General features: G+C 71.4%; 12 protein-coding genes. 9 read left to right on the top strand and 3 right to left on the bottom strand.

The genetic code is table 11. From position 1 onward, the window contains the following. Positions 1–78 precede the first annotated feature (78 nt). Entirely contained in the window at positions 79–1,140 is a 1,062-nt protein-coding gene (locus tag KZ813_RS09875; protein ID WP_219754809.1) for an SDR family oxidoreductase, read from the bottom strand. 101 nt (positions 1,141–1,241) lie between these two features. On the opposite strand from KZ813_RS09875, the gene KZ813_RS09870 reads away from it, so the two are divergent. The 7 genes from KZ813_RS09870 (at position 1,242) to KZ813_RS09840 (ending at position 9,012) form a co-directional block, all read left to right on the top strand. After that, on the top strand, positions 1,242–1,622 hold the full coding sequence (locus KZ813_RS09870; protein ID WP_219754808.1) for a winged helix-turn-helix transcriptional regulator: 381 nt from the start codon (positions 1,242–1,244) through the stop codon (positions 1,620–1,622). 234 nt (positions 1,623–1,856) lie between these two features. Then, a complete protein-coding gene (locus KZ813_RS09865) occupies positions 1,857–3,536 on the top strand; it encodes a thiamine pyrophosphate-binding protein (protein WP_219754807.1) in 1,680 nt (559 codons plus the stop codon). Between the two features lie 205 nt (positions 3,537–3,741). Continuing rightward, entirely contained in the window at positions 3,742–4,221 is a 480-nt protein-coding gene (locus KZ813_RS09860; protein WP_219754806.1) for a dihydrofolate reductase, read from the top strand. A gap of 39 nt (positions 4,222–4,260) precedes the next feature. Next, positions 4,261–5,187 (top strand): bifunctional riboflavin kinase/FAD synthetase, encoded by a 927-nt coding sequence (locus KZ813_RS09855; RefSeq protein WP_219754805.1) that lies wholly within the window; start codon positions 4,261–4,263, stop codon positions 5,185–5,187. Positions 5,188–5,211: 24 nt separating this feature from the next. Then, a complete protein-coding gene (gene ileS, locus KZ813_RS09850; protein WP_219754804.1) occupies positions 5,212–8,037 on the top strand; it encodes an isoleucine--tRNA ligase in 2,826 nt (941 codons plus the stop codon). Further along, the gene (gene lspA, locus KZ813_RS09845; RefSeq protein ID WP_219754803.1) at positions 8,034–8,546 is read left to right on the top strand and encodes a signal peptidase II; all 513 of its coding nucleotides are present in this window, start codon (positions 8,034–8,036) and stop codon (positions 8,544–8,546) included. Before ileS ends, lspA begins: the two co-directional genes overlap by 4 nt. Continuing rightward, positions 8,539–9,012 (top strand): DUF3035 domain-containing protein, encoded by a 474-nt coding sequence (locus KZ813_RS09840; protein ID WP_219754802.1) that lies wholly within the window; start codon positions 8,539–8,541, stop codon positions 9,010–9,012. The genes lspA and KZ813_RS09840 overlap by 8 nt, the downstream gene beginning before the upstream one ends. A gap of 266 nt (positions 9,013–9,278) precedes the next feature. On the opposite strand, the gene metC is transcribed toward KZ813_RS09840, so the two are convergent. Both metC and KZ813_RS09830 read right to left on the bottom strand, forming a co-directional pair. After that, on the bottom strand, positions 9,279–10,472 hold the full coding sequence (metC, locus tag KZ813_RS09835; RefSeq protein WP_219754801.1) for a cystathionine beta-lyase: 1,194 nt from the start codon (positions 10,470–10,472) through the stop codon (positions 9,279–9,281). After that, entirely contained in the window at positions 10,469–11,323 is an 855-nt protein-coding gene (locus tag KZ813_RS09830) for a sulfurtransferase (RefSeq protein WP_219754800.1), read from the bottom strand. Before KZ813_RS09830 ends, metC begins: the two co-directional genes overlap by 4 nt. 75 nt (positions 11,324–11,398) lie before the next feature. Here KZ813_RS09830 and queF point away from each other — a divergent pair, with 75 nt between their 5' ends. Together queF and KZ813_RS09820 are read left to right on the top strand one after the other, a co-directional pair. Further along, positions 11,399–11,845, top strand: a complete 447-nt coding sequence (gene queF / locus KZ813_RS09825; RefSeq protein ID WP_219754799.1) for a preQ(1) synthase — start codon at positions 11,399–11,401, stop codon at positions 11,843–11,845. A gap of 123 nt (positions 11,846–11,968) precedes the next feature. Further along, entirely contained in the window at positions 11,969–14,242 is a 2,274-nt protein-coding gene (locus KZ813_RS09820; RefSeq protein WP_219754798.1) for a glycosyltransferase family 4 protein, read from the top strand. Positions 14,243–14,284 lie beyond the last annotated feature (42 nt).

Below are 14,284 nucleotides of genomic sequence, written 5' to 3'. Positions count from 1 at the left end.
GTCACGCTGCCGCTCGAACGTGCTGACGTCAGCTTATGTTGCACATAAGTTAGGATTTTCGCGGCGGGGCCGCGCGGCTCAGGGGATCAGCCGCGCGGCGCGCAACCGCTCGAACAGCGCGAAGAAGGCGTCGTCGGTCGGCTGGTAGGCGGTGAAGCCGAGCCGGCGGCTCTTGCCCATGTCGGTCACCACCTCGATCGGGCGGCCGAGGTCGGCGTCGGTATGCCACGGCGAGGCGAGCCGCGCGAGCTCGGGCTCCGCCAAGCCCTCGCGCAGCGCCAGCTCGCGCCACACCGGCGCGTCCTCCGCCATCTGCCGCTCGAGCGGGTGCATCGTGCCGTCGAACGGCGCTGGCGCCAGGCCGAACCAGCCGGCGATCCGTTCCCACATCCACTGCCAGCGGAAGACGTCGCCGTTCACGACGTTGAACGCCTCGTCGTGCGCCGCCTCGGTCTCCGCCGCCCACAGCAGGTGCCGCGCGAGCAGCCCCGCGTCGGTCATGTCGGTCAACCCGGCCCATTGCGCCGCCGAGCCGGGGAAGGCGAACGGGCGGCCGAGCGCGCGGCACAGGGTCGCGTAGACCGCCAGCGTCGTCCCCATGTTCATCGCGTTGCCGACCGCCATGCCGATCACCGTGTGGGGGCGGTGGACGCTCCAGCTGAAACCGTCGCGCGCCGCCGCGGCGAACAGCTCGTCCTCCTGCGCGTAGTAGAAGTTCTCGACGTTGAGCCGACCCTGCTCCTCGCGGAACGGCGTCTGCGGCAGCGTGCCCTGGCCATAGGCCTCGAACGGCCCGAGATAATGCTTCAGCCCGGTGACCAGCGCGACGTGCCGCGGCGCACTCGGCGCCGGGAGGGCGTCGAGCAGATGACGCACCATCGCCGCGTTGACGCGGATATTCTCCGCCTCGCTGTCCTGGCGCAGCCAGGTGGTGATGAAGACCGCGTCGGGCGCGAGAGAACCGATCGCCTCGCGCGTCGCCGCGGCGTCGCGCAGGTCGGCCGCGACCGGGGTCACGCCCGGCAGGTCGACCGCGCGCCGCGCGAGCCCGTGCACCGTCCAACCCTGCTCCACCAGCAGCGCCGCGGTCGCGCCGCCGACGATCCCGCTCGCGCCCACCACCAATGCCGTCTTCGCCACGTCAGATCCTTTCGCTTGTCCAGCGTCGCTAAGGAGCTAGTCAGCCGGGCCGACAGCTTCTAGACGGCACCCGAACGTGCCCTAGGCACCAGGAGGTGACCATGGACGCCGGCAGCCGTGACGACGAATGGCGCGAGGATTGCGCGCCGCGCCGCGTGCTCGAGCTGTTCGCCACCAAATGGACCAGCATGGTGCTCCACACGCTGCACGCGCGCCACGGCGGCGCGGCGCGCACCGGCGTGCTCCAGCGCAGCCTGCCCGGCATCTCGAAGAAGATGCTGACCCAGACGCTGCGTGAGATGGAGACGAGCGGGCTGATCACGCGCCACGTCGAGACGGTCGTGCCGCCCGCGGTGGAGTACCGGCTGACGCCGCTGGGCGAGCGCTTCGTCGCGCCGGTCGAACTGCTCTACGCCTGGGGGCGCGACAACGCCGACGCGCTCGACGCGCTGGTGCCGCGGCGGGGCTCGCGGCGGCGCTGAGGGGGTGGGTGCGAGTCGCGCGACGCCGTCGACGGCGTCATCCTGAACTCGTTTCAGGATCCACGGTGCCGCGCACTCACACGCGGCGGCGCTCGCGGGCCGGTGGATCCTGAAACGAGTTCAGGATGACGGAATAAGATGGGATGGCGACGGGCCACGCTTCAGGCGCTCACCGATCCGGGCACTCCCGCGATCCCAGGGCGTTAGGGCGCGGTACCCGTCAGGAGATGCCGAATGCCGAACGTCGCCGAACTGCTCGTCGACACGCTCGCCCAGGTCGGCGTGCGCCACGTCTTCGGGATCGTCGGCGACGCGCTCAACCCCTTCACCCACGCGATCGAGCAGGACAGCCGGATCGAGTGGATCGGCGTCCGGCACGAGGAAGGCGCCGCGCTTGCGGCGGCGGGGCAGGCCAAGCTCACCGGCCGGCTCGCGGTGTGCTGCGGCACCACGGGGCCGGGCGGCAACCACCTCGTCGCCGGGCTGTACGAGGCGCGCAAGGACCATGCCCCGGTGCTCGCGATCACCGGCGGCGTGCCCGGCGCACATCGCGGGACCGACTATCTGCAGGAGGACTCGCCCGACCTGCTGTTCCGCGACGTCGCGGCCTACACCCAGACGGTGGCGGCGGCGGAGCAGGCCCCCGCGGTGTTCCACCAGGCGATCGCCGAGGCGTATGGCGCGCGCGGCGTCGCCCACCTCAACATCCCGCCCGACGTGTTCGCCGCGGGCGCGCCCGGCGCGGTGCCGAGCCTCGCGACCCTGCGCCCGCTGCCCGAGGTCGCCCCCGCGGACCAGGACGTCGCCGCCGCGGCCGCGCTGATCGCGGAGGCGAGGAGCGTCGCGATCTTCTGCGGCGCGGGCTGCCGCGGCGCCGCCGAGGAACTGCGCCAGCTCGCCCAGCGGCTCCAGGCGCCGCTGCTTCATACCTATCGCGGCAAGGAGATCATGGCCTATGACGAGCCCTATTGGATCGGCGGCGTCGGGCTGATCGGCGGCACCGCCGGGACCGACGCGGTGCAGCAGGCCGAGCTGCTGGTGATGCTCGGCACCGATTACCCCTATGTCGACTTCCTGCCCAAGCACGGCAACGTCATCCAGGTCGACGAGCGCGCGCTGGCGATCGGGCGGCGCGCGCCGGTCAAGCTCGGCGTCGTCGGCTCGGTACGGCCGACGCTGCGCGCGCTGCTCGAGCGGCTCCCCCAGCGTACCGACACCGCCTTCCTGGACCGCGCGCAGGAGCGCCGCGCCGCCTGGGACCGGATGCTCGACGAGCGCGCCGATCCCGCGCGCTCGGGCGACAAAATCCACCCGCAGGCGGTGGCGCGCGCGGTGAGCGACCGCGCCGCCACCGACGCGATCGTCGTCACCGACACCGGGGAGGTGACCCTGTGGGCCGCCAACTGGCTGCGGCAGACGGGTCGGCAGCGGATCACCGGCTCGTTCAACAACGCCGCGGTGGGCACGGGCATGGGGATCGCCAACGGCGCCCAGCTGCTCGATCGGCAGCGGCAGGTGATCCTCCACGTCGGCGACGGCGGCCTGACGATGCTGCTCGGCGAGTTCATGACCGCGGTGGAGCACGGGCTGGCGGTGAAGGTGGTGGTCTACGACAACTCGGGCTGGGGCCTGGTCCACCTCGAGATGGAAGGGGCGGGGCTGCCCGCGGCCAAGGGCACCGGCTTTCCCAACCTCGACTTCGCCGCCTTCGCGCGCGCGTGCGGCGTACCGGGATTCACCGCGCGCGACGCGGCCGCGCTGGACGCGACCGTGGCCGAGTTCCTCGCGGTACCTGGGCCGGCGATCCTCCACGCGCTGGTCGACCCGGCCGAGGTGCCGGCGATGCCGCACGTCGACGCCAAGCAGGCGCTGCGCTTCGGCATCGCCAAGGTGCGCGAGCTGATCGGGCGGTGAGGGCGCAGAACGACCCGAACGGCGTCATCCTGAACTCGTTTCAGGATCCACGGTGCCACTGGTCCGTCGTCGGCGGCGCCTGCCCGACAGTGGATCCTGAAACAAGTTCAGGATGACGCCTGTGTGGGGCGAGCCGCTCGGCGGCAGACAAGCAGGGCGCCGAACCACTGGCCCCCGCCACCGCCGCCCGCTACCACCCGCGCGCATGATCACCTTCGTCCTCGCGCGCGCCGACAACGGCGTCATCGGCGTCGACGGGCGACTGCCCTGGCATCTGCCCGCCGATCTCAGGCGCTTCAAGGCGCTCACCATGGGGCAGGCGATGGTGATGGGGCGCAGGACCTTCGAGAGCTTCCCGGCGCCGCTGCCGGGGCGCCGCCATATCGTGCTCACGCGCGACCCGGCGTGGCATGCCGCGGGCGCCGAGGTGGCGCACTCGCCCGAGGCCGCCCTCGCGCTCGCCCGCGCCGGCGACCCGGACGCGCGCGTCGCGGTGATCGGCGGCGCCGAGATCTTCGCGCTGCTGCTCGACCGGGCCGATCGGGTCGAGCTCACCGAGGTCCATGCCGAGCCGGCGGGGGACGCGATCGTCCCCGCGTTCACCGGCTGGCGCGAGCTGGCGCGCGAGTCGCACCCTGCCGAAGGCGACCGCCCCGGCTACGACTTCGTCACGCTGGCACGGTGACGCTGGCACCGCGCCGGCCGAGCCGCTAAGGCGCCGCGCATGGAGCGGCTTGACGGCGGCTCGGCGGTGCCGGCCGGGCTGGCCGGCGGGATCGTCGCGCTGGGCAATTTCGACGGTTTTCACCTCGGTCACCAGGCGGTCGTCGGCCGCGCGGTGGAGCGCGCGCGCGCCGAGGGGCGGCCCGCGCTGGTCGCCACCTTCGATCCCCACCCGGTGCGCTACTTCCGCCCCGATACGCCGCCGTTCCGGCTCACCACGCTCGACCAGCGCGCGCGCCTCTTCGCCGCCGCGGGCGCCGACGCCATGGTGGTGTTCCATTTCGACGAGACTCTCGCCGGGCTCCACGCCGACGCCTTCACCGCCGAGCGGCTGGTCGGCGCGCTGCGCGTCGGCGGGGTGGTGACGGGGGAGGACTTCACCTTCGGCCACCGCAAGAGCGGCGACATCGCCACGCTGCGCGCCGCCGGCTCGGCCAACGGCTTCTCGGTCGACACCGTGGGCGCGGTGATGCTCGGCGGCGAGCCGGTCTCCTCCACGCGGATCCGCTCCGCGCTCGGCGCGGGAGATCCGCGCGGCGCGGCGCGGCTGCTCACCCGGCCGTTCGCGATCGAGGGCGTGGTGCAGCACGGCGACAAGCTCGGCCGCACGATCGGCTATCCCACCGCCAACCTCGACATGGGCAAATATCTGCGCCCCGCCTACGGCATCTACGCGGTGCGCGGGCGGCTGGCGGACGGGCGCGTGCTCGACGGCGCCGCCAATCTCGGCATCCGGCCCAGCTTCGACCCGCCCAAGGAGCTGCTCGAACCCTTCTTCTTCGACTTCTCGGGCGATCTCTACGACCAGACGCTCGAGGTCGAGCTGATCGACTTCATCCGCCCCGAGGCGAAGTTCGACACGCTCGACGCGCTGGTGGCGCAGATGGACTCGGACTGCGCCGCGGCGCGGGCGTTGCTGGCGCGCTGACGCGGCGCTAAGGCCATGCCCCACATGGCCGACGCACCCGACACGCCGCGCGACTGGCGCGCCACCGTCTTCCTGCCGAAGACCGACTTCCCGATGAAGGCGGGGCTCGCGCAGAAGGAGCCCGCGATCCTCGACCGCTGGAAGCGGATCGGGCTGTACGAGCGCCTGCGCGAACAGCGCCAGGGGCGCGAGCGCTGGATCCTCCACGACGGTCCGCCCTACGCCAACGGCGACATCCACATGGGCCACGCGATGAACAAGGTGCTGAAGGACGTGATCGTCCGCAGCCGCTCGCTGATGGGCTATGACGCGCCCTATGTGCCCGGGTGGGACTGCCACGGCCTGCCGATCGAGTGGAAGGTCGAGGAATCCTACCGCGCCAAGAAGCTCGACAAGGACCAGGTGCCGGTCGCGCAGTTCCGCGCCGAGTGCCGCGCCTATGCCGACAATTGGGTGCAGATCCAGAAGGAGCAGTTCCAGCGGCTCGGCGTGATGGGAGACTGGGACCATCCCTATCTCACCATGCGCTACGAGGCCGAGGCGGTGATCGCGGGCGAGCTGCTCAAGTTCGCCGAGAGCGGCCAGCTCTACCGCGGCGCCAAGCCGGTGATGTGGAGCCCGGTGGAGAAGACCGCGCTCGCCGAGGCCGAGGTCGAGTATGAGGACGTCGTCTCGACCCAGATCGACGTCGGCTTCGAGGTGATCGACTGCCCCGAATACCCGGGCCTCGCCGGCACGCTGGCGGTGATCTGGACGACCACGCCCTGGACGATCCCGGTCAACCAGGCGCTCGCCTACGGTTCGGCGATCGACTATCTCCAGTTCGAGCACGACGGCCGGCGCTATCTCGTCGCCGAGCCGCTGATGCCCGCCTTCACCAAACGCACCGGCATCCCGATGGGCAAGATCGTCGCGCTCATCAAGGGTCCGGTGCTGGAGGGCGCGACCGCGCGTCATCCGATGCACCAGCTCGGCGGCTTCTTCGCGACGCCGCGGCCGTTCCTCGAGGGCGACTTCGTCACCACCGACGCGGGCACCGGGCTGGTCCATATGGCGCCCGACCACGGCGAGGACGATTTCCTGCTGTGCAAGGCCAACGGCATCGAGCCGGTGTTCGCGGTCGACGCCGCGGGCTTCTACCGCGCCGACTGGGCGTGGCTCGGCGGGCAGGGCAGCGTCATCAACAAGAAGTTCGTGGCTAGCGGGGGGCCGATCTGCGCCGACCTGCGCGCGGCGGGCGCGCTGCTCGGCGCGAGCGACGACTTCCAGCACAGCTATCCGCACTCGTGGCGCTCGAAAGCGAAGGTGATCTTCCGCGCGACCCCGCAATGGTTCATCCCGATGGACGTGGCGAACGGCGCGGCGGCGGGTGACTCCGCCACTGCCGGGACGGCTGCGGCGAACGAGGCCGAGCGTGGCAACGGCGCCACCCTCCGCCAGCTCGCGCTCGACGCCATCGCGCGCACCCAGTGGGTGCCGCCGCGCGCGGAGAACCGCATCCGCTCGATGGTGGAGGGCCGCCCCGACTGGGTGATCAGCCGCCAGCGCGCCTGGGGCGTGCCGATCGCGCTCTACGTGAACCGCGCCACCGGCCAGTATCTCAACGACCCGGCGGTCAACGCGCGCATCGTCGCGGCCTTCCGCGACGGCGGCGCCGACGCCTGGTTCACCGCCGACCACCAGCTGCTGCTCGGCGACGCGCACGACCTCGCCGACTATGAGCCGGTCAACGACATCCTCGACGTGTGGTTCGACTCAGGGTCCACCCACGCCTTCGTCGTCGAGGCGCGCTACGGCGCGGGGACTCGCGCCAACCTCTACGTCGAGGGCTCGGACCAGCATCGCGGCTGGTTCCAGTCGTCGCTGCTGGAGAGCTGCGGCACGCGCGGGCGCGCGCCCTATGACGCGGTGCTCACCCATGGCTTCGCGCTCGACGGCCAGGGCCGCAAGATGTCGAAGAGCCTCGGCAACGTCGTCGACCCGCTCAAGGTGATCGGCGAGTCGGGCGCGGACATCCTGCGGCTGTGGGCGGTGTCGACCGACTATTTCGACGACATCCGCATCGGCAAGGAGGTGCTCGCCACCGCCTCGGACGCGTACCGCAAGCTGCGCAACACCTTCCGCTACCTGCTCGGCGCGCTCGACGGCTTCGCCGAGGAGGAGCGCGTGCCGGTCGCCGAGATGCCCGAGCTGGAACGCTACGTGCTCCACCTGCTCCACGCGCTCGACATGGAGCTGAGGGAGGCGGCGCGCGGATTCGAGTTCAACCGCTACGTCCGCCTGCTCGCCGACTTCGCCAACGAGGACCTGTCGGCCTTCTTCTTCGACGTGCGCAAGGACTCGCTCTACTGCGACGCCGCCGACGACGTGAAGCGCCGCGCCTATCGCACCGTGCTCGACGTGCTGTTCCACGCGCTGGTGCGCTACGCCGCGCCCGTGCTGGTCTTCACCGCCGAGGAGGTGTGGCAGACGCGCTTCCCCGACGAGGCGAGCTCGGTGCACTTCCTGGAATGGCCGATCCTGCCCGATCCCGCCGCGGAGGACATCTCGGCGCGCTGGCAGGCGGTGCGCGCGCTGCGCGTCCGCGTGACCGAGGCGATCGAGCCGCTGCGCCGCGAGAAGATCGTGCGCTCCAGCCTGGAGGCCGAGGTGACCGTGCCCGACCTGCCGCTCGACGCCGCGCAGCTCGCCGAGACGTTCATCGTGGCCAAGGTGACCCCGGGCCATGGCGTCGACGTGACCCGGACCGACTATCACAAGTGCGGCCGCTGCTGGCGTCACCTGCCCGAGGTGACGGTGGACGACGCGCTGTGCGACCGCTGCGCCGCCGTGGTGGGGACGGGCGCGTGAGCCGCTCGCTGCCGCGCCTCGGGCTGGCCATCGCGCTCGTCGTGTTCGTGGTCGACCAGCTGGTGAAATGGGTCGTCACCGGCCCGCTCGCGATCGACTTCCTCGGCGCCTATCGCGAGATCCTGCCGATCTTCGACCTGCGCTTCACCAAGAACGAGGGCGTGTCGCTCGGCATGCTGCGCGCCGAGACCGACACGATGCGCTGGCTGCTCGTCGCCTTCACCGGCGCGATCGCGGTGGCGGTCGCGGTGTGGATGTTCCGCGAGGAGAAGACCGGCGAGCAGGCCGCGCTCGGCCTGGTGCTGGGCGGCGCGGTCGGCAACATCCTCGATCGCGTCCGGCTGGGCTATGTGGTCGACTTCGCCGACCTTCATTTCGGCGAGTGGCGGCCCTTCCTGGTCTTCAACGTCGCCGACGCCGCGATTACCATCGGCGTGCTGATTCTGCTGGTGCGCGCGCTCCTGATCCGCGAGAAGCGCCCCGATCCTTCGGAGAATGTCCATGCGTAAGTCTGTCGTCGCGGTGTCCGGTATGGCGATGCTCGCCCTGCTCGCCGGCTGCGGCAAGCGCGGCTACGACCGCGCCCGCCCCGACGAGTTCGCGGTGGCGCGCCAGGCGCCGCTGATCATCCCGCCCGATTTCGCGCTGGTGCCGCCGCAGCCGGGTGCCGCGCGCACCCAGGGCAACAACCCGCAGGCGCAGGCGCTCGACGCCTTGTTCGGCGGTCCGGCGCAGCGCAGCGCGGCCGAGGCCGGCGTGGTCGACCAGGCCGGCGGCACCGGCGCGGCGCCCACGGGCATCCGCTCGGAGGCGGGCGACCCCAAGACCAACGTCGTCGACAAGGGCCAGACCACGCGCGACATCATCGCCGCGCCGCAGGGTGACGGCCAGGACGCGCGCGCCAGCGCGGGTGCCGCCGCTGCGGCGCCGGCCGCGCCGGCGGCCACGCCCGCGACGCCGACGCCGCAGCAGTAAAGGGGCGGGGACGGCGGGCGATCTCGTGGGGAGGTCGGTCCGCGTCTCGGTCGAGCCGGCTGACTGATCGCCAATTCAGCGATTTGCCATCGATCCTCCCCTGCGAGGGGAGGTGGCGGGCCGGAGGCCTGACGGAGGGGTGTCGCGGGTGGTGAGTCCACCCTCCGACGCCGACGGTGATACCCCTCCGTCGCGCTGCGCGCGCCACCTCCCGTTGCAGCGGAGGATCTTGCCAGCCTCCCGCATCCCGGGAGAACGGATCGTCGCTACCCCGCCACCGCCCCGCGCCACGCCGCCAGCCCGCGCTCCAGGTCGGCGATCAGGTCGTCCGGGTCTTCGAGGCCGATCTGCAGCCGCACCAGCGGCCCCTCGAACGCGCACTCGGTCGCGCTGCGATGGCGCTGCGGGTCGATCGGCACCGCCAGGCTCTCGAACCCGCCCCAGCTATAGCCGATGCCGAAATGGTCGAGCGAGTCGATCAGCGCGGTCCGCGCCGCGTCGCCGCCGCCCGCCAGCACGAACGAGAACAGCCCCGACGCCCCCGCGAAGTCGCGCTTCCATAGATCGTGTCCCGGGCAGGACGGCAGCGCGGGGTGGAGCACGCGCGCCACCTCGGGCCGCGCCTCGAGCCAGCGCGCCACCGTCAGCGCGCCGCGCTCGTGCTGCGCCAGCCGCACCGCCATCGTGCGCAGCCCGCGGCTGCCGAGGAAGGCGTCGTCCGCGCTGATCACCTGGCCGAGCTGGAAGCTGGTGTCGCGCAGCGCCGCGAACCGGCCCGGCGCCGCGGTCACCGAGCCCATCATCACGTCCGAGTGGCCGCCGATATATTTGGTGCAGGCGAGCACCGCGTAATCGACGCCCAGCCCGATCACCGGGAAGAGCAGGGGCGTCGCCCAGGTATTGTCGATCACCGTCGCCACCCCGCGCGCCTGGGCGGCGGCGACGATCGCGGGCACGTCCTGCACCTCGAACGTGAGGCTGCCCGGGCTCTCCATGAAGATCGCGCGCGTGCGCTCGCCGATCAGCGCGGCGATGCCCGCGCCGATCAGCGGATCGTAGTAGCGCGTCGTGATCCCCATCCGCGCGAGCAATCTGTCGGCGAGCGAGCGGGTCGGGTCATAGGCGCTGTCGACCAGCAGCAGCTCGTCGCCGGGTGAGAGCAGGGTCAGCAGGCAGGCCGCGATCGCGGCGACGCCCGAGGGATAGAGGAAGGTGGCCTCGGCGCCGGGCTCGAGCTCGGTGAGCGCGTCGGCCAGGCTCCACTGCGTCGGCGTGCCGCGGCGGCCGTAGAAGAGGCGGTGGTGCGTGTCGCGCGCGCCGGTCGCGCGCAGGTGCGCGACGTCGTCGTAGAGGATCGTCGAGGCGCGCCACACCGGCGTGTTGACGACCCCGCCGGTCCACTCGTCGCGCCGCCCGGCCTGGACGACGCGCGTGGCGGGCTTCACTGGTCGGTCGCTCATGCCGCCCCCGTCGCCTTGGGCGTGCTCGGGTCCGCGCCCCACTCGGTCCAGCTGCCGTCATACACCGCGGCGTCGCGGCCGAGCAGGTGCGCGCCGAAGGCGAGCACGCTGGCGGTGATCCCCGAGCCGCAGGTCATCACCATCGGTCGGTCGAGATCGATCCCGGCGTCGCGGAAGGCGGCGGCGAGCGCCTCGCCGCGCTTCCACCGCCCGTCCTCGTCGAACAGCCGCTTGTAGGGGAGGTTGCGCGCGCCCGGCATGTGACCGGGGGCGACGCCCGCGCGCGGGTCGGGCTCCTCGCCGGTGAAGCGCGCCGCGGAGCGCGCGTCCACGATCTGCTCGCTGCCGTCGCGCTGGATCGAGCGCATCGCGGCGAGATCGCGCAGCCCCGCGGTGCCGGTGCCGGTGCCGGCGTCGACCGCGCGCGCTGGCACGGCGCCGTCGCCCTGCTCGAGCGGGAGCCCGGCCCGCTTCCACGCCGCCAGGCCGCCGTCGAGCAGCGCGACCCGCTCATATCCGAACGCGCGCAGCATCACCCAGGCGCGCGCCGCGGTATGGTGGGGCGCGTCGTCGTAGAGCACGATCCGGCTCGCGGGCTCGATCCCCAGCCGCGCCGCGCGCGCGGCGAACTGAGCCGCGCCCGGCATGGTCGAGGGAAGGTCGCTCGACGTATCGGAGAAGCCCGCCAGGTCCATGAACAGCGCGCCCGGCACGTGGCCGGCGCGGTATTCCGCGGCGTGGTCGCGCGGCGGCTCGCCGGGCAGCAGCGCGTCGTAGCTGGCGTCGAGCACGCGCAGGTCGGGCGCGCCGAGCTGGTCGGCGAGCCAGGAGGCGGGGACGAGCGGTTCCATGACCTCTCTCATAGCCGCGCCTGCGAGGCCGGCAACAGGTCGCATTACGCGGCGCGCGCGCTTATGTGCGCGCGCATGACCCCGATGCATCTTGGCCAGAACAGCCCGCTCCCCGCCTCGCCGCTGGAGGCGGTGCTCGACTATGTCCCCAATCCGCGCCTCGGCCAGACTTATCTGGTGCGCTTCACCCAGCCCGAGTTCACCTCGCTCTGTCCGGTGACCGGCCAGCCCGACTTCGCGCACCTCGTGCTCGATTATGTGCCCGGCGAGACGATCGTCGAGTCCAAGTCGCTCAAGCTGTTCCTGGCCTCGTTCCGCAATCACGCGGCTTTCCACGAGGATTGCACGGTGGGGATCGGCCAGCGACTGTACGAGGAGATGCGCCCGCGCTGGCTGCGCATCGGCGGCTATTGGTATCCGCGCGGCGGCATGCCGATCGACGTCTTCTGGCAGTCGGCCGCGCCGCCGGCCGATCTGTGGCTGCCCGACCAGGGCGTCGCACCCTACCGCGGTCGCGGCTGATCTCGATCAGCGACAACCGGCCTGTCGCGGCGCAGCAAAACTGCAACCAATCACGCCATGGCTGGTTCAGAGTGGGAGCGCGCGCCCACGTGGCCCGCGTGCTGCACCAGCGAAGGTAGAAGGATGCACCAGTCGGCCGTTCCGCAGGACGTCAACCATATCGCGCTGATCGGGAACTTCCTGCCGCGACAGTGCGGGATCGCGACGTTCACGACGGACACCTACCAGGCGCTGCGGGCGCGATTCCCCGACGTTCAGGTCGACGTCTACGCGATGGACGATCACCCGGGCCGCTACGATTATCCCGAGGCGGTGACCGCGGCGATCCCGCAGCACGACCTCTCCGCCTATGTCGCCACCGCGCGGCGGATCGAGGCGAGCGGCGCGCAGGTGCTGTGGCTCCAGCACGAATATGGCATCTTCGGCGGCGAGGCGGGGGCGCACATCTTCTCGCTGCTCGACCGGTTGTCGATCCCGCTGATCGTGACGCTTCACACCGTGCTCGAGAAGCCGAGCGCGTCCGAGCGCACGGTGCTGGAAGGCCTGCTGCGCCGCGCCTCGAAGGTGATCGTCATGGCCGAGCGCGGCCGCGAGATCCTCGAGCGTGTCTACGGCGCGAGCCCCAAGTCGATCGCGACGATCCCGCACGGGGTACCTGACCGGCCCTTCGCCGAGCCCGACGCGTTCAAGGCGCGTTTCGGCTGGGACGGCAAGCGCGTGATCCTCACCTTCGGCCTGCTCGCGCCCGGCAAGGGGATCGAGACCATCGTCGAGGCGATGCCCGCGGTGGTCGAGAAGAACCCCGACGCGATGTACATCGTGCTCGGCGCGACCCATCCGAACCTCGTGGCGCACGAGGGCGAGAAGTATCGCGACTCGCTCAAGGCGCGCGCGGCGGAGCTCGGCGTCGGCGACAACGTCGCCTTCATCGACGCTTTCGTCGATCATGACGACCTGATCGACTATCTCCAGGCGGCGGACATCTACGCCACCCCCTATCTCAACCCGGCCCAGATCACGAGCGGCACGCTCAGCTACGCCGTCGGCGTCGGCAAGGCGGTGATCTCGACCCCGTACGTCCACGCCACGGAGATACTGGCGGACGGTCACGGGGTGCTGGTCGACTTCCGCGATTCCGCCGCCTTCGCGCGCGAGATCAACAACCTTCTGGGCAGCGCCCGCAATCTCGGACGTCTGTCCTCGCGTGCCTATGCGCGTGGCCGAACGATGATCTGGCCTCGTGTAGTGGAGCAAGCAATGGAAGAGATCGTGACGAGTATCGCGACCCAGCCACGGCGTCTCCGCGGCAATGCGGAGACGGATACAAAGGTGTTGCCTCCCGAGATCGCCGCGGTCGAGCGGATGAGCGACTCGACGGGCATGTTGCAGCACTCGATCTACTCGGTGCCCGACCGCCGCCACGGCTATTGCATCGACGACAACGCGCGCGCGCTGATGCTGATGAGCGCCGTCCCCGAACTCGACGCGGCGACCCGCGACAAATGGATGACGGTCTACGCCTCGTTCCTGCAATATGCGTGGAACCCGGAGGCGCGGCGCTTCCGCAACTTCATGAACTTCGACCGCACGTGGTGCGAGGACGTCGGTTCCGAGGACTCGAACGGCCGCACGCTCTGGGCGCTCGGCGTGACCGCGCGCGACGCGCACGAGGCCAAGCACCGCGACTGGGCGCGCGCGATGTTCGACTCGACCGCGACGCTCGCGCTGGAGCTGGAGAGCCCGCGCGCCCAGGCCTTCGCGATGCTGGGCGCGGCGGCGATGCTGCAGGCGTCGCCGCGGCACGACCTGTCGACGCAGATCCTGCGCCGCTTCCCCGACGAGCATCTCAAGCTGCTCGACGAGGCGCGCCGCCCCGAATGGGGCTGGTTCGAGATCGTGCTCGCCTATGACAACGCGCGCCTACCCGAGGCGATGTTGCGCGCCGGCATCGCCCTGCAGCGCCAGGACCTGATCGCGTGCGGCGTCGACACGCTGGAGTGGATCATCGCCAAGCAGACCGCGCCGGAGGGTCATTTCCGCGCGGTCGGCTCGGAGAGCTTCGGCCGGGTCTACGCCGAGCCGCTGCCGTTCGACCAGCAGCCGCTCGAGGCACAGGCGACGATCGACGCCTGCGCCGCGGCGTTCGACGCCACCGGCGATACCCGCTGGTACGACGAGGCCAAGCGCGCCTACGACTGGTACCTCGGGGTCAACGACCTCGACCTGCCGCTGGCGACGCACCGCGACGGCGGGTGTTTCGACGGGCTGATGCCGACCGGGCTCAACCGCAATCAGGGCGCCGAGTCGATCCTGGCGCTGCAAATGGCCTCGTGCGCGATTTCGGGGCTTTCAATCCGCGCCGGAAAAGTGGCAGGGACGCAGCGCGACGTCGCCTGAGCGGCGGCGCGCGCGTACCGACGTTCACTAAGGCGAGGCTGG

It is taken from the genome of Sphingomonas folli (assembly GCF_019429525.1).
GTDB lineage: Bacteria > Pseudomonadota > Alphaproteobacteria > Sphingomonadales > Sphingomonadaceae > Sphingomonas > Sphingomonas folii.
Note: the sequence above shows the minus strand (reverse complement) of the source record. Positions and strands in the feature narration are given on the sequence as shown.